At 72.0% G+C, this 15,393-nt stretch carries 14 protein-coding genes; 9 read left to right on the top strand and 5 right to left on the bottom strand.

The window, feature by feature from the left end:
- Positions 1-76 precede the first annotated feature (76 nt).
- Together G3I41_RS11905 and G3I41_RS11900 are read right to left on the bottom strand one after the other, a co-directional pair.
- Complete coding sequence (locus tag G3I41_RS11905) at positions 77-823, bottom strand: ROK family protein (RefSeq protein WP_164400175.1); 747 nt, start codon at positions 821-823, stop codon at positions 77-79.
- Positions 824-884: 61 nt separating this feature from the next.
- A complete protein-coding gene (locus G3I41_RS11900) occupies positions 885-1,865 on the bottom strand; it encodes a 4-hydroxy-3-methylbut-2-enyl diphosphate reductase (RefSeq protein WP_164400174.1) in 981 nt (326 codons plus the stop codon).
- Between the two features lie 283 nt (positions 1,866-2,148).
- On the opposite strand from G3I41_RS11900, the gene G3I41_RS11895 reads away from it, so the two are divergent.
- The 4 genes from G3I41_RS11895 to G3I41_RS11880 all read left to right on the top strand — a co-directional run bounded on the left by G3I41_RS11895 (position 2,149) and on the right by G3I41_RS11880 (position 5,809).
- Complete coding sequence (locus G3I41_RS11895; protein ID WP_164400173.1) at positions 2,149-3,522, top strand: APC family permease; 1,374 nt, start codon at positions 2,149-2,151, stop codon at positions 3,520-3,522.
- Between the two features lie 45 nt (positions 3,523-3,567).
- Entirely contained in the window at positions 3,568-4,779 is a 1,212-nt protein-coding gene (gene xseA / locus G3I41_RS11890; RefSeq protein WP_164400172.1) for an exodeoxyribonuclease VII large subunit, read from the top strand.
- Positions 4,780-4,833: 54 nt separating this feature from the next.
- Positions 4,834-5,070 (top strand): exodeoxyribonuclease VII small subunit, encoded by a 237-nt coding sequence (locus tag G3I41_RS11885; RefSeq protein ID WP_164400171.1) that lies wholly within the window; start codon positions 4,834-4,836, stop codon positions 5,068-5,070.
- A 148-nt stretch (positions 5,071-5,218) separates the two neighbouring features.
- Positions 5,219-5,809 (top strand): malonic semialdehyde reductase, encoded by a 591-nt coding sequence (locus tag G3I41_RS11880; RefSeq protein WP_164400170.1) that lies wholly within the window; start codon positions 5,219-5,221, stop codon positions 5,807-5,809.
- A gap of 78 nt (positions 5,810-5,887) precedes the next feature.
- On the opposite strand, the gene G3I41_RS11875 is transcribed toward G3I41_RS11880, so the two are convergent.
- Positions 5,888-6,406, bottom strand: a complete 519-nt coding sequence (locus G3I41_RS11875) for a DUF4245 domain-containing protein (RefSeq protein WP_164400169.1) — start codon at positions 6,404-6,406, stop codon at positions 5,888-5,890.
- Positions 6,407-6,549: 143 nt separating this feature from the next.
- Between G3I41_RS11875 and glpX the strand changes: the two genes are divergently transcribed.
- Positions 6,550-7,581 carry a class II fructose-bisphosphatase gene (gene glpX / locus G3I41_RS11870; protein ID WP_073862819.1) on the top strand — a complete coding sequence of 344 codons (1,032 nt, stop codon included), beginning with the start codon at positions 6,550-6,552 and terminating at the stop codon, positions 7,579-7,581.
- Positions 7,582-7,665: 84 nt separating this feature from the next.
- Here glpX and G3I41_RS11865 read toward each other — a convergent pair whose 3' ends face one another.
- A complete protein-coding gene (locus G3I41_RS11865; RefSeq protein ID WP_164400168.1) occupies positions 7,666-8,037 on the bottom strand; it encodes a WhiB family transcriptional regulator in 372 nt (123 codons plus the stop codon).
- Positions 8,038-8,203: 166 nt separating this feature from the next.
- Complete coding sequence (locus G3I41_RS11860; protein WP_164400167.1) at positions 8,204-8,872, bottom strand: DUF1707 and DUF2154 domain-containing protein; 669 nt, start codon at positions 8,870-8,872, stop codon at positions 8,204-8,206.
- 136 nt (positions 8,873-9,008) lie between these two features.
- Here G3I41_RS11860 and G3I41_RS11855 point away from each other — a divergent pair, with 136 nt between their 5' ends.
- The 4 genes from G3I41_RS11855 (at position 9,009) to G3I41_RS11840 (ending at position 14,886) form a co-directional block, all read left to right on the top strand.
- The gene (locus G3I41_RS11855) at positions 9,009-10,685 is read left to right on the top strand and encodes a fumarate hydratase (protein WP_164400166.1); all 1,677 of its coding nucleotides are present in this window, start codon (positions 9,009-9,011) and stop codon (positions 10,683-10,685) included.
- A gap of 455 nt (positions 10,686-11,140) precedes the next feature.
- Positions 11,141-12,442: a M18 family aminopeptidase gene (locus tag G3I41_RS11850; protein WP_164400165.1), complete on the top strand. Its 1,302-nt coding sequence runs from the start codon at positions 11,141-11,143 to the stop codon at positions 12,440-12,442.
- 288 nt (positions 12,443-12,730) lie between these two features.
- The gene (locus G3I41_RS11845; protein ID WP_164400164.1) at positions 12,731-14,134 is read left to right on the top strand and encodes a class II fumarate hydratase; all 1,404 of its coding nucleotides are present in this window, start codon (positions 12,731-12,733) and stop codon (positions 14,132-14,134) included.
- 44 nt (positions 14,135-14,178) lie between these two features.
- Positions 14,179-14,886, top strand: coding sequence for a DUF402 domain-containing protein (locus tag G3I41_RS11840; protein ID WP_164400163.1), 708 nt, complete (start codon positions 14,179-14,181; stop codon positions 14,884-14,886).
- Positions 14,887-15,393: the final 507 nt, after the last annotated feature.

The raw sequence follows: 15,393 nt of genomic DNA, 5'->3' as shown, positions 1-15,393 counted from the left end.
CCGGCCGCCGGGCCCTCGCCGGCCCCTCGCGCCGCGGCGGCCCGTGCCCCGCACAGGCCGTCGCAGCGCTGAGCGGTCAGTCCCGGGCCGCGGCCTTGGCGGCCATCGCCGCGCCCACGATCCCCGCGTTGTTCTGCAGCTCCGCCGGGACCATCTCCGCCCGTACGTGTTCGATCAGCGGCAGGAACTTGTCGGCCTTGCGGCTGATCCCGCCGCCGATGATGAACAGCTCGGGCGAGAACAGCATCTCCACGTGGGCCAGGTACTTCTGGACCCGGCGGGCCCAGTGGTGCCAGCCCAGGTCCTCGTCCTCCTTGGCCTTCGTGGAGGCGTGCTTCTCCGCGTCGTGGCCGTTGAGCTCCAGGTGGCCCAGCTCCGTGTTGGGGACGAGCCCGCCGTCGATGAAGAGCGCGCTGCCGATCCCCGTACCGAAGGTCAGCATGATCACCGTGCCCTTGCGGCCCCGGCCCGCGCCGAACGTCATCTCGGCGATGCCCGCCGCGTCCGCGTCGTTGAGCACGGTGACCGGGAGGCCCAGCCTGTCACCGAGCAGCCCGCGGGCGTCCTGGTCGATCCAGCCCTTGTCGACGTTGGCCGCGGTGCGGGTGAGGCCACCCGTGACGACGCCCGGGAAGGTGATCCCCACCGGGCCCTTCCAGTCGAAGTGGCCGACGACCTCGGCCACACACCCGGCCACGTCCTGGGGCGTCGCCGGGTGCGGTGTCAGTACTTTGTGGCGCTCCCGCGCCAGGTCCCCGCGGTCCAGGTCCACGGGAGCGCCCTTGATCCCGGATCCGCCGATGTCCACGCCGAAGATCTCCATGTGATCCACGGTACGGGCACCGGCGCGCGCCCACTCCCGGAACGGCGCCCGAAGGCGCCGGCTACTCGCCCCGCAGGGCCGCCGCCTCCGCGCGCAGGTCGCGTCGCAGCTCCTTCGGCAGCGAGAAGACGATCGACTCCTCGGCGGCCTTCACGATCTCGACGTCCTCGAAACCCCGCTCGGCCAGCCACGCCAGCACGCCGTCCACCAGCACCTCGGGCACGGAGGCACCGGAGGTGACGCCGACCGTGGAGACGCCGTCCAGCCACGCCTCGTCGATCTCGTCGGCACCGTCGACGAGGTGGGAGGCGCCCGCGCCCGCGCCGAGGGCGACCTCGACCAGGCGGACCGAGTTGGAGGAGTTCTTCGAGCCGACGACGATCACCAGGTCCGCGTCGGCGCCCATCTGCTTCACCGCGGTCTGGCGGTTCTGCGTGGCGTAGCAGATGTCGTCGCTCGGCGGCGAGATCAGCAGCGGGAACTTCTCCTTGAGCGCGCCGACCGTCTCCATCGTCTCGTCCACGGAGAGGGTGGTCTGGGAGAGCCAGACGACCTTCGACGGGTCGCGCACCTCGACGTTGGCGACGTCCTCGGGGCCGTCGACCAGAGTGATGTGGTCGGGGGCCTCGCCGGAGGTGCCGATGACCTCCTCGTGGCCCTCGTGGCCGATCAGGAGAATGTCGAAGTCCTCCTGGGCGAAGCGCACGGCCTCCTTGTGGACCTTGGTGACCAGCGGGCAGGTCGCATCGATCGTGGCGAGCTTCCGCTCGGCCGCCTCCTGGTGCACGGTCGGGGCGACGCCGTGCGCGGAGAACATCACGATGGAGCCCTCGGGGACCTCCGCCGTCTCCTCGACGAAGATCGCGCCCTTCTTCTCCAGGGTCTGTACGACGTACTTGTTGTGGACGATCTCGTGGCGTACGTAGACCGGGGAGCCGTACTGCTCCAGGGCCTTCTCCACGGCGATCACGGCACGGTCCACGCCCGCGCAGTAGCCACGGGGAGCGGCGAGGAGGACGCGTCGGGGGGTCGTAGCAGTCATGCGTCCCATCGTAACGGCCTCCCCTGCGGCAGGGGGCGGACAGCGAGCGGCGTCCTGCGGCTTCGATTGCAAGGCGGAGGAGGGAATCGACGCAGTGGGGTCTCCCCTGTTCGAGCGCAGCCGAGAGCTCGGGGAAGTCGATGACTGACGACAACGCCGCAAGCGGAGTCGCAGGACGCCGGGAGCCCGCCTCCTGCCGCGGGGGAGGCCGTTAGGCCGTATCGGACGGGCGCGGGGGGCAGCAGGTCGGGAGACTGATCTTGACGCGACCAACGGAGGGCTCATGGCCGACAGCGGTACGGAATCCGGCAGCCACGGCTCCACGGAGCAGGCCCGCCTGCGGCGGACCCTGGGCTTCCGGGACCTGGTGGTCTACGGGCTGCTCTTCATCGCCCCGATGGCCCCCGTCGGCGTGTTCGGCACGCTGGACGCGAAGTCGGACGGGGCGGTCGCGCTGGTGTACGTCGCCGCGACCGTCGTGATGGCGTTCACCGCGTTCAGTTACGCGCAGATGGTGCGGGTCGCCCCGATGGCCGGGTCGGTGTTCGCGTACGCCCGCAAGGGGCTCGGCGAGGGGCCCGGGTTCATCGCCGGGTGGATGGCGATGCTGGACTACCTGCTGATCCCGGCCGTGGCGTACCTCTTCTCGGGGATCGCGATGAACTCGCTCGTTCCCGGTGTCTCGCGGTGGGTGTGGACGGCGCTCGCGGTGGTCCTGACGACGCTGCTCAACCTGTGGGGCGTGCGGGCAGCCGCCCGGGTGGGCTTCGCGGTGCTGGCGATGGAGATCGTGGTGCTGCTGGTGTTCGTGGTGTCCGCCGTGGTGGTGCTCGTACGGGACGGGGCACAGCGGGGCTGGCTGTCGCCGCTCACCGGGGATTCCGGGTTCTCCACGACGGCGGTGCTGGGCGCGGTGTCCGTGGCGGTGCTCTCGTATCTCGGGTTCGACGCCATCGCCTCGTTCGCGGAGGAGGTGACGGGCGGCTCGGCTCAGGTGGCGCGGGCGGTGCTGTTCTGCCTGGTGCTCGCGGGGACGCTGTTCGTGGCGCAGGCGTATCTGGCCGCCCTGCTGGAGCCGATGACGTCGGCGGAGCTGACCGCCGATCCGGGGGCGCAGGGTTCGGCGTTCTACGACACGGTGGACGCCGCCGTGGGGACCTGGCTGCACGATCTGGTGGCGGTGAGCAAGGCGATCGGGGCGGCGTTCGCGGCGCTGGCGGGGCAGGCGGCGGCGGGGCGGCTGCTGTTCGCGATGGCCCGTGAGCGGCGGCTGCCGGGGCTGCTGTCGCGGGTCGATCCGCGCTCGGGGGTGCCGCGGGTGGCGATCCTCATCGCGGCCGTCGTGACGCTGGTGGCGGCGGTGTGGGCGGCGCGGCGCGACGACGGGCTCGACCATCTGGTCTCGGTCGTGGACATCGGCGCGCTGACGGCGTTCGTGCTGCTGCACGCTTCGGTGGTCGGCTGGTTCGTGGTGCGGCGGATGGAGGGGGCGCCGAGCTGGTGGCGTCATCTGGTGGTGCCGGCGGTGGGCGCGGCGGTGCTGATCGCGGTGATCGTGGAGGCGACGGGGAGCGCGCAGGTGGTGGGTGCCTGCTGGCTGGTCGTGGGACTGGTGGTGGTGCTGGCGCAGCGGGGGCGGCGGGGCGTGGCCCCGTGAACCGTGACGGTCCCCTTGTCGGTCCCGGCCGTTACGCTCGCTCGCATGGCTCTGAACACTTCTCCGGAAGCCCCGCTGCCCGTCGGTGACGTGTCGCGCCTCATCGGCGGCTGGATCGACCGGCTCGGTTCGGTCTGGGTCGAGGGTCAGATCACGCAGCTGTCCCGGCGGCCCGGTGCCGGGGTGGTGTTCCTGACGCTGCGGGACCCGTCGCACGACATCTCGGTGAGCGTGACGTGCTTCCGGCAGGTCTTCGACCGGATCGCCGACGTGGTCTCGGAGGGCGCGCGGGTCGTCGTGCTCGCCAAGCCGGAGTGGTACGCGCCCCGGGGGCAGCTGTCGCTGCGGGCGACGGAGATACGGCCGGTCGGCATCGGCGAGCTGCTGGTGCGCCTCGAACAGCTGAAGAAGTCCCTGGCCTCCGAGGGCCTTTTCGCCCTGGACCGGAAGAAGCCGCTGCCCTTCCTGCCGCAGTTGATCGGCCTGGTCTGCGGGCGGGCCTCGGCCGCCGAGCGCGACGTCCTGGAGAACGCCCGCCGCCGGTGGCCCGCCGTCCGCTTCGAGGTCCGCAACACCGCCGTGCAGGGGGTGCACGCGGTGAACCAGGTGGTGCGGGCGGTCAAGGAGCTGGACGGCGTCCCGGGCGTGGACGTGATCGTCGTGGCGCGCGGCGGCGGCAGCGTCGAGGACCTGCTGCCGTTCTCGGACGAGGAGCTGATCCGCACGGTCGCGGCCTGCCGTACGCCGGTGGTCTCGGCGATCGGGCACGAACCGGACTCCCCCCTGCTCGACCTCGTCGCGGACGTACGGGCGTCGACGCCCACGGACGCGGCGAAGAAGGTCGTGCCGGACGTGGGCGAGGAGCTGGACCGGGTGCGGCAGCTGCGGGACCGGTCGCTGCGGACGGTGCGGGGGCTGCTCGACCGGGAGGAGCGGGGCCTGGCCCACGCGCTGGGGCGGCCCTGCATGGAGCACCCGCAACGGATGGTGGACGAGCGCGAGGCGGACGTCGACGCGCTGGCCGGGCGCGCCCGCCGGGTGCTGGGCCATCTGCTGGACCGGGCCGATTCGGAGCTGGCCCACACCAGGGCCCGGGTCCTCGCGCTGTCGCCGGCCGCGACCCTGGAGCGCGGTTACGCGGTGCTCCAGCGCGCCGACGGGCACGTGGTCCGGGAGCCGGCGGACGCGGGCGCGGCCGGGGAGACGCTGCGGGCCCGGGTGTCGGGGGGCGAGTTCGCGGTGCGGGTCGCGGAGTAGGGGCCCGGGAACGACGTACAGGCCGGACAGATGCCGACGCATAGGGTGGGACACATGACGGACGACGGAACGGCGGCCTCCGCCGCGACGGGCCCGCTGGGCTACGAGCAGGCGCGCGACGAGCTGATCGAGGTCGTGCGCCGGCTGGAGGCGGGCGGGACCTCGCTGGAGGACTCCCTCGCGCTCTGGGAGCGCGGCGAGGAGCTGGCGAAGGTGTGCCGGCACTGGCTGGAGGGCGCCCGCGCCCGGCTCGACGCCGCGCTCGCGGGCCCGGCGGAGGACGAGGAGTGACGGCTTATTCCGGTTCTCCGGCGTGAGTCTCCCCACTGCCGGTTTAGTTGAAAGTTAATGCACTTTCCCCGTACGGTGATCGTCGTGGCCGGATCCTCCGCGTCCGTGACCCGATCCCCCCGTGTACGTCCGGAAGGTAATACGCACGATGTCCCTCGTTCTTGACCCCGCCGCCCAGGACCTCCTCTTCCGCGAGGCCCGCACCGCCAACACGTTCACCGACGAGCCGGTGACGGACGAGCAGGTCCAGGCCATCTACGACCTGGTCAAGTACGGCCCGACCGCCTTCAACCAGTCGCCGCTGCGCGTCGTGCTCGTGCGCTCCGACGAGGCCCGCGCGCGCCTCGTCCAGCACATGGCCGAGGGCAACCAGCCCAAGACCTCGACCGCGCCGCTGGTCGCGATCCTGGCCGCGGACAACGAGTTCCACGAGGAGCTGCCGGGCCTGCTGCCGCACTTCCCGCAGGCCAAGGAGATGTTCTTCTCGGAGCGCCCGGTCCGCGAGTCCGCCGCCTCGCTGAACGCCGCCCTGCAGGCCGCGTACTTCATCATCGGTGTCCGCGCCGCGGGTCTGGCCGCCGGCCCGATGACCGGTTACGACGCCGCGGGCATCGAGAAGGAGTTCCTGGACGGCGACCACAACGTCCTGATGGTCGTCAACATCGGCAAGCCGGGCGAGGACGCCTGGTTCCCGCGCCTGCCGCGCCTGGCGTTCGACGAGGTCGTCAAGACCGTCTGAGCCACGGCCGCCCGAACGGCGAACACGGGGAGGGCCCCGGAGCGAATGCTCCGGGGCCCTCCCCGTATCCGTACGGCGTCAGGACGTCTTCAGCGCCGCCGCCATCTCCGCCAGCCGCTCCGCCGGGGCCGAGCCGGTCACCACCGTCGTGGCGCCCTTCTCCTCGCGCACCAGCGCGTCGTACTTCGGGCCCTCCCAGCGCTGCCAGGTCTCCCCGGCGACCTCCTGGGTGCGCCCGGTGTCCTCCGCCTCCTGGCTCACCTGGGCGATGTAGGACTTCGCCGGAGCCGTGGACTGCTCCACCGCGACGTACTTGCCGTCGGGGTCGAGGAAGCCCAGGTGCCAGCTGTTGCCCTTGTCCCGCTCGTACGTGACCGAGGTGGGCTTCCAGCCCTCGGGCAGGCCGCTGGGTGCCGCCACCGGGTACGGGGCGGCGCGCCGCGCGGTCAGGAGCTCGACGCGGTAGTCGACCGCCTTGACCGGGTCGGCCTTGTCGTCGTGCGGGATGAAGATGTAGACGACACCCGCCACGGCGGCGATCGCCAACAACGACAGGATCATGTCCCGGACGGTCTGCTTGCCTTGCTTGCTTGCCACGCCCCCATCGTCGCATCAGCCTCCGTACGTCCGAACCGGGGGCCGCCCCGCTCAAACGTGACCCGGTCTGCTCATTTTATCGGCCTGGCGATAGAGTCAGATCACCCTCATCCGGTCGTCGCCGTACAGAAAGGTGCGCTCCGATGTCCGAGCATCATCTGCCGTCCCAGCTGGAGGTCTCCCCGGAGGCCCCCGACCGCAACCTCGCCCTTGAGCTGGTCCGGGTCACCGAGGCCGCCGCCATGGCCGCCGGGCGCTGGGTCGGCCGCGGGGACAAGATCGGGGCCGACGGTGCCGCCGTGAACGCCATGCGGACCCTGGTCTCCACCGTGTCCATGAACGGCGTCGTCGTCATCGGTGAGGGCGAGAAGGACGAGGCGCCCATGCTGTTCAACGGCGAGCACGTCGGGGACGGCACCGGCCCCGAGGTGGACATCGCCGTCGACCCGATCGACGGCACGACCCTCAACGCCAAGGGCATGCCGAACGCGATCGCCGTCCTGGCCGCCGCGGACCGGGGCGCGATGTTCGACCCGTCCGCCGTCTTCTACATGGACAAGCTGGTCACCGGCCCGGAGGCGGCCGACTTCGTGGACATCAACGCCCCCGTCTCGGCGAACATCCGCCGCGTCGCCCGGGCGAAGAACTCCACGCCCGAGGACGTCACCGTCGTCGTCCTGGACCGCCCGCGCCACGACGGCATCGTCAAGGAGATCCGGGAGACCGGCGCCCGCATCAAGTTCATCTCCGACGGCGACGTGGCCGGCTCGATCATGGCCGCCCGCGAGGGCACCGGTGTGGACCTGCTCATGGGCATCGGCGGCACGCCCGAGGGCATCATCTCGGCCTGCGCCATAAAGTGCCTCGGCGGTGTCATCCAGGGCAAGCTCTGGCCGAAGGACGAGGCCGAGCGGCGGCGTGCCCTGGACGCCGGCCACGACCTGGACCGCGTGCTGTCCACGGACGACCTGGTCAGCGGGGACAACGTGTTCTTCGTGGCGACCGGGATCACCGACGGCGAGCTGATGCGCGGGGTGCGCTACCGCTCGGAGACGGCGACCACGGAGTCCATTGTCATGCGGTCCAAGTCCGGCACCATCCGGACGATCAACTCCACCCACCGGCTGTCGAAGCTGCGGGCGTACAGCGCCATCGACTTCGACCGCGCGAAGTAGCACCGCGCGCCCGGGCGAAGAGGCGCCCCCCATGTGCGGTGGGGGCGCCTCTTCGTACGTACGGATACGGGACCGGCGGCCCGGTCAGCCCGCCGCGGCCACCCGGCCGGACGCGCCCGCGGCCTTCAGCTCCACGTCGCGCCGCCTGCGCCGGGCCAGCGCCACGCGGCGCTCGGCGGCCGTGAGACCGCCCCACACCCCGTAGGGCTCGGGCTGCATCAGGGCGTGCTCGCGGCACTCCACCATCACCGGACAGCGCGCGCAGACCCGCTTCGCGGACTCCTCGCGCGAGAGGCGGGCGGCAGTCGGCTCCTTCGACGGAGCGAAGAACAGCCCGGCCTCGTCCCGGCGGCACACCGCCTCCGAGTGCCAGGGGCCGGCCTGGTCCTCCCGAGCGGGGGCCCGCTGCGGGGGGACGGCGGCGACCTGCAGGGGCTGATGCGGCAGTTGCAGCACGGTCCACTCCTGACGACGGCTTCGCGAGCGAAAGGCGATGCAGCAGTCCCTACCCGCTGTGCGTGCGCCTATGCACTGAGTGGCACTCAGGTCCGTTCCGCGCAATTGCGGTCGAGTCCCTTTTCGGCCGGATGAAACCGACTCCGCGCGCCCGGCCCGGAGTGCGTCAGTGGCCGAGGTGCTTGCGCAGCCGGTCCTGGAGATCCGCGACGAACTTGCCGCGCTTCGGCTTCGCCTCGACGCTGCCGAACACCGAATATCCGTTGACGACGACCACGGGCGCCTCGGGGTCGGCGGATTCCAGCGTGCGGACTTCGAAACTGCCGAAAACGCCCGAGCCGCTGCCGCGCAGCGAGATGTTCTCGGGGACCCTGATCTCCACGCTGCCGAAGACGGACGTCGCGTTGATGACGGTGAGACGCTGTCCGAAAAGCGCCTCCGTCAGGTCGATTTCCACACTGCCGAACAGCGAGAAGGCGTTCGTGCGGGCACCCACCCGCCAGCGGCCCCTGCGGGTCGAGCTGCTGAAGATCGCCACCAGGTTGTCGGCGGGACCGGCCGCCGGCTCGGGGCCGTACGCGTACGGCGTGCCGGCGGCGGCACCGGGCGCGCCACCCGGCGCGGGCAGGTCCCGTACGAGCGGTTCGAGCTCGCCGACGGTCTTGGCGCGGTAGACGGAGTCGACCCGCTCGGCGTGCTCGTCGGCGGTCAGCCGGCCCTCGGCCAGCGCCTCCCGCAGGATGTCCGCGATCCGGTCGCGGTCCGCGTCGGAGGCACGGATGGCGTCGGTGTCCGCCGGTGCGGTGGGCTGCTGGGGCTGCTTCTCGAGGTCCACCTCCCCAGCGTACCGAAACGCGATAGATCGCGACAGAGGCGGTGAGCCCTACCTCACGAGCTCGCCGTCCCCCGCGCGTCCTACCCTGGTGGGTGCGCTGTCCAAGGGTGGCCAGCCACTGTCTGCCGAGTGAGGAATGGCCGTCATGCCAGAGTTTGCGTACTCCGATCTGCTCCCCCTGGGAGAGGACACCACGCCGTACCGTCTGGTCACCGCCGAGGGTGTGTCCACCTTCGAGGCCGACGGGCGTACGTTCCTCAAGGTCGAGCCGGAGGCGCTGCGCACCCTGGCCGCCGAGGCCATGCACGACATCTCGCACTACCTGCGCCCCGCGCACCTGGCGCAGCTGCGGCGGATCGTGGACGACCCGGAAGCCTCGTCCAACGACAAGTTCGTCGCGCTCGACCTGCTGAAGAACGCGAACATCGCCGCCGCGGGCGTCCTGCCGATGTGCCAGGACACCGGCACCGCGATCGTCATGGGCAAGCGCGGGCAGAACGTGCTGACCGAGGGCGGTGACGAGGAAGCGCTGTCGCGCGGCATCTTCGACGCGTACACCAAGCTCAACCTGCGCTACTCGCAGATGGCCCCGCTGAACATGTGGGAGGAGAAGAACACCGGCTCGAACCTCCCCGCGCAGATCGAGCTGTACGCCACCGACGGCGGCGCGTACAAGTTCCTCTTCATGGCCAAGGGCGGCGGCTCGGCCAACAAGTCGTTCCTCTTCCAGGAGACCAAGGCCGTCCTCAACGAGGCGTCCATGATGAAGTTCCTGGAGGAGAAGATCCGTTCGCTGGGCACCGCGGCCTGCCCGCCGTACCACCTGGCGATCGTCGTCGGCGGTACGTCCGCCGAGTTCGCGCTGAAGACCGCGAAGTACGCCTCCGCGCACTACCTGGACGAGCTGCCCGCCGAGGGCTCCCCCACCGGGCACGGCTTCCGCGACAAGGAGCTGGAGGAGAAGGTCTTCGAGCTGACGCAGAAGATCGGCATCGGGGCGCAGTTCGGCGGCAAGTACTTCTGCCACGACGTCCGCGTGGTGCGCCTGCCCCGACACGGCGCCTCGCTCCCCGTCGCCATCGCCGTGTCCTGCTCGGCGGACCGCCAGGCCACCGCGAAGATCACCGCCGAGGGCGTCTTCCTGGAGCAGCTGGAGAAGGACCCGGCCCGCTTCCTGCCGGACACCACCGACGAGCACCTCGACACCGAGGGCGACGTCGTCCGGATCGACCTGAACCGGCCGATGGACGAGATCCTCGCGGAGCTGACCAAGTACCCGGTCAAGACCCGGCTCTCGCTGACCGGCCCGCTGGTCGTGGCGCGCGACATCGCGCACGCCAAGATCAAGGAGCGCCTGGACGCGGGCGAGGAGATGCCGCAGTACCTGAAGGACCACCCGGTGTACTACGCGGGTCCGGCGAAGACCCCCGAGGGGTACGCCTCCGGCTCCTTCGGCCCGACCACGGCCGGCCGCATGGACAGCTACGTGGCGCAGTTCCAGGCGGCGGGCGGCTCCAAGGTGATGCTGGCGAAGGGCAACCGCTCCCGGCAGGTCACCGACGCGTGCGGCGAGCACGGCGGCTTCTACCTCGGCTCGATCGGCGGCCCGGCGGCCCGGCTCGCGCAGGACTGCATCAAGAAGGTCGAGGTCGTCGAGTACGAGGAGCTCGGCATGGAGGCGGTCTGGCGGATCGAGGTGGAGGACTTCCCCGCGTTCGTCGTCGTGGACGACAAGGGCAACGACTTCTTCACCGAGCCCGCCCCGGCGCCCACGTTCACCAGCATCCCCGTGCGGGGCCCGGGCCTGGGCTGAGCGCCGTGCCTGCGCGGCAACAGGAGTGAGGAGGGGCGCCAACCGCCGGTACGCCGTGCGGTGGGCGCCCCTCCCGTCGTTCCGGCGGCCGAGGACCGCGCGCGTTTCAGGGCCTCTACACGTACATCGGAAATCAGCCAATCTCGCGCCACCGCCACGACGCCCGCGTGAGGGCGCCGGCCGGACCCGCGAGGACCCGGCACGGACCGGGGCAGGGCCCGGGGCGCCCATCCGGCCTCCACGGCGCCCCGCGGCGCACCGCCGCTTTCGCGCACCGGGCCGTCCGCCGGGCTTGCGGGGCAGCAGGCGAATGCGGTGGGTTGTCCGGCGTTGCCGGAGAACTCCTGCCGCCCTCGCCGACGGCCGCCACCCCTGTGCGGCTGTCCGAACCCGCACGGCCCTCCGACCCCGGCCGCGCCACCCTCACCGTCCCACTCCGGAAAGGCGGACACCGCATGACGCCGGTCCCCCACCGCAGCCATGCCGACGACCTGCTCACCTTCATCGCCGCCAGCCCCTCCCCCTACCACGCCGTGGCGAGCGCGGCCCAGCGGCTGGAGAAGGCGGGCTTCCGCGAACTGCGCGGAACCGACGACTGGACGGGCACCACGGGCGGCTCCTTCGTCGTCAACGGGGGCGCGCTGATCGCCTGGTACGTTCCCGAGTCGCTGCCCGCCCACACCCCGTTCCGGATCGTCGGCACCCACACCGACTCGCCGAACCTGCGGATCAAGCCGACGCCCGACACGAGTTCGGCCGGCTGGCGGCAGGTCGCGGTGGAGATCTACGGCGGGGTGCCGCTCAACACCTGGCTCGACCGCGACCTGGGCATCTCCGGCCGGCTGGCGCTGCGCGCCCCGGGCGGCGGGACCGAGTCCCGGCTCGTCCAGATCGACGAGCCGCTGCTGAGGGTCCCGCAGCTGGCGATCCACCTGGACCGCACCGTCAACGACGGGCTCGCCCTGGACCGGCAGCGCCACATCGCGCCCGTCTGGTCGCTCGGCGCGGCCGACGAGGGCGCGCTGCTGCGCCGGGTCGCGTCGGCGGCCGAGGCGGATCCGGGTGACGTGCTGGGCTGGGACCTGATGCTGCACGACGTGCAGCCGCCCGGCTATCTGGGCGCGGAGCGGGAGTTCCTGGTGTCGTCGCGGCTGGACAACCTGGTGTCGGTGCACGCCGGGGTGACCGCGCTGACCGCCGCCGCGACGGGCGCCGAACCGCCGACGTACGTCCCGGTGCTCGCGGCCTTCGACCACGAGGAGGTCGGCAGCGGCTCGGACACGGGGGCGCAGAGCCCCATGCTGGAGCGGGTGCTGAGCCGTTCCGTGTCGGCCCGGGGCGGCAGCGGGGAGGACTGGTCGCGGGCGCTGGCCGGCACGTACTGCGTATCCGCCGACATGGCGCACGCGGTGCACCCCAACTACGCGGAGCGCCACGACCCGGGCCACCATCCGCTGCCCAACGGCGGCCCGACGGTCAAGGTCAACGTCAACCAGCGGTACGCCACCGACTCGACCGGGATCGCCCTGTTCGCCTCGGCCTGTGAGCGGGCGGGCGCGCCGTGGCAGCCGTTCGTCTCCAACAACGCGATGCCGTGCGGTACGTCGATCGGCCCCCTCACGGCGGCCCGGCTGGGCGTGCCGACGGTCGACGTGGGGGTGCCGGGGCTCTCGATGCACTCGGCCCGCGAGCTGTGCGGGGCACGGGACCCGGGTCATCTGGCGGCGATCATGACGGCGTTCGTGACGTCCGGATAAGGGGCACGGGTCCGCTCATGCCCGGTCCCCGGGAACGGTGGGCGCGGTCCCGGGGCCACCGGGCCGGGCGGCCGTGGACCCCGTGGACCCCGTGGACCCGATCATCCCGCCGGGCCGCCGTCCTGCTGCGGCGGCCCGGCGGGTTCCGCGCTCGGCGAGCCCCGCTCCCTCCCCCGCGCCGACTACCCTCGGCGAGTACGGGCCGGTGAGGGCCCGGGGAAGGCGGGTCAGGACGAGCGCCCGCCCCGGCCACCGCCACGGGCCGAGCGGCTTCAAGGAGGTTGGACGATGACGGATCAGGGAACGGCCGGGGGCTACCGCGTCGAGCACGACTCGATGGGCGAGGTCAGGGTCCCCGCAGCGGCGAAGTGGCGGGCCCAGACGCAGCGGGCCGTGGAGAACTTCCCGGTCTCCGGCCAGCGCCTGGAGCGGGCCCACATCGAGGCCCTGGCCCGGATCAAGGCCGCCGCCGCCAAGGTCAACGCCGAGCTGAAGGTCCTCGACCCGGACATCGCGGAGGCCGTCCAGGAGGCGGCCGGCGAGGTCGCCGAGGGGCGCTGGGACGCGGAGTTCCCGGTCGACGTCTTCCAGACCGGCTCGGGCACCTCGTCGAACATGAACACCAACGAGGTCCTGGCCACCCTCGCCACCGAGCGCCTGGGCCGCGCGGTCCACCCCAACGACCACGTCAACGCCTCGCAGTCCTCCAACGACGTGTTCCCCTCCTCGATCCACATCGCCGCGACCGCCGCGGTCACCGCCGACCTGATCCCCGCCCTGGACCACCTGGCCGCCGCACTGGAGCGCAAGGCGGAGGAGTTCGCGACGGTGGTGAAGTCCGGGCGGACCCACCTGATGGACGCCACGCCCGTCACCCTCGGCCAGGAGTTCGGCGGGTACGCCGCCCAGATCCGCCACGGCGTCGAGCGGCTGCGCGCCTCGCTCCCCCGGCTCGCCGAACTCCCCCTCGGCGGCACGGCCGTGGGCACCGGCATCAACACCCCGCCCGGCTTCTCCGCCGCCGTCATCGCGGAGGTCGCCCGGGTCACCGGGCTGCCGCTCACCGAGGCCCGCGACCACTTCGAGGCGCAGGGCGCCCGGGACGGCCTGGTGGAGACCTCCGGCCAGCTGCGCACCATCGGCGTCTCGCTCACCAAGATCTGCAACGACCTGCGCTGGATGGCGTCAGGACCGCGCACCGGCCTCGCCGAGATCTCCCTGCCCGACCTGCAGCCCGGCTCCTCGATCATGCCGGGCAAGGTCAACCCGGTCATCCCCGAGGCGGTCCTGATGGTCGCCGCGCAGGTGACGGGGAACGACGCCACGGTCGCCGCCGCGGGCGCCGCCGGGAACTTCGAGCTGAACGTCATGCTCCCGGTCATCGCGAAGAACCTGCTGGAGTCCGTACGGCTGCTCGCCAACGCCTCCCGGCTGCTCGCGGACCGCACGGTGGACGGCATCACCGCGCACGCCGAGCGGGCCCGGGAGTACGCCGAGTCCTCGCCGTCCGTCGTCACCCCGCTGAACAAGTACATCGGGTACGAGGAGGCGGCCAAGGTCGCCAAGAAGTCGCTCGCGGAACGCCGGACGATCCGTGAAGTCGTCCTCGAATCGGGCTATGTGGAGCGCGGAGACCTGACCGAGCAGCAGCTCGACGAGGCCCTGGACGTGCTGCGCATGACCCGCCCCTGACGGGCGCCGCCGCGCCCGGGCGGCACGCTCCGTAAGATCTGTCCATGACGGGTACCGGAGAGACCGAGCGCTGGGCGCCGGGTGACCAGATCCTGTGGCGCTACCGGGGCAACGGCCCCAGACGGCCGGATTCCGCCGCTCAGGCGTTCCACATCTGCCGCCCGGTCACGGTCGTCCAGGACACCGAGGACCTGCTCGCGGTGTGGGTGGCGCCCGGCACGGAGTGCGTCAAGCCGGTCCTGGCGGACGGCACCGAGGTACACGCCGAACCGCTCGCCACCCGGTACACCGCCCCGCGCACGACGGCCCGTTCGCTTTGGCTGGGCAACGGCGTGCTGAAGCTGGCCCGGCCCGGCGACCCCTGGTCCGTCTGGCTGTTCTGGGAACGCGGCTGGCAGTTCCGCAGCTGGTACGTGAACCTGGAGGAGCCGCGCACCAGGTGGGCCGGGGGCGTCGACTCCGAGGACCACTTCCTGGACATCTCCGTCTACCCGGACCGCAGCTGGCTCTGGCGCGACGAGGACGAGTTCGAGCAGGCCCAGCGGGTGGGCCTGATCACACCGGACACGGCGGGCCGGGTGCGCGAGGCGGGGCGGGCGGCGGTCGGGCTGATCCGCTCCTGGGGGTCGCCGTTCCGGGACGGCTGGGAGGACTGGCGGCCCGATCCGGCGTGGCGGGTGCCCGAACTCCCGGACGACTGGGACCGCCGGCCGGACGGCTCGGACCGTACGGCTTCCGCCATGCCGTCGTGAGACCCTTGATGCACCCCAGGGGGGCAAACGTAGGATCGCCCCGAGGAGCGCGGCCCGGCCCCAACCGGCAGGCGGGGTGCAGGACCTGACCGCGAGTCACCGGCTCGTCGCGCGGACCGCGTCCTCAGGGGCCGCATCGGCGTCAAAAGTCGCACGAGTTGCCCGCATCACATGAGCCACGACGAGGGGGTGGAGACGTGTCCGCTGACCGCTGCCGCTCCCATGGAAACGTTGTCACCGGCATCCTGATCGGACATCGCGTTTCGGCCCCGTACGGCGGGGAAGGCGATGTCAGCCGTTGTTATCGCCGCTCCTGCCGGGGCACAGTAGCGCCCCACAAGGTGATTGCCTCATACAACCGGCCCGGACGGACGGAATCCCACGCGTGACGGAGCATCCCACCTCCCACGAAGGCCGGCAGCCTCTCGCCGCCCGGCCGCAGGAACGCACCCGGCCGCGGCAGCGGGACGCCGCCGTGGCGGCCGCCGCTGCCGCCACGGCGATCCC

The sequence above is a fragment of the Streptomyces sp. SID9727 genome, from assembly GCF_010550605.1.
In the GTDB taxonomy this organism is placed as follows: domain Bacteria; phylum Actinomycetota; class Actinomycetes; order Streptomycetales; family Streptomycetaceae; genus Streptomyces.
The sequence above is the reverse complement of the archived record's forward strand: the minus strand, read 5'-3'. Positions and strand labels throughout refer to the sequence as shown.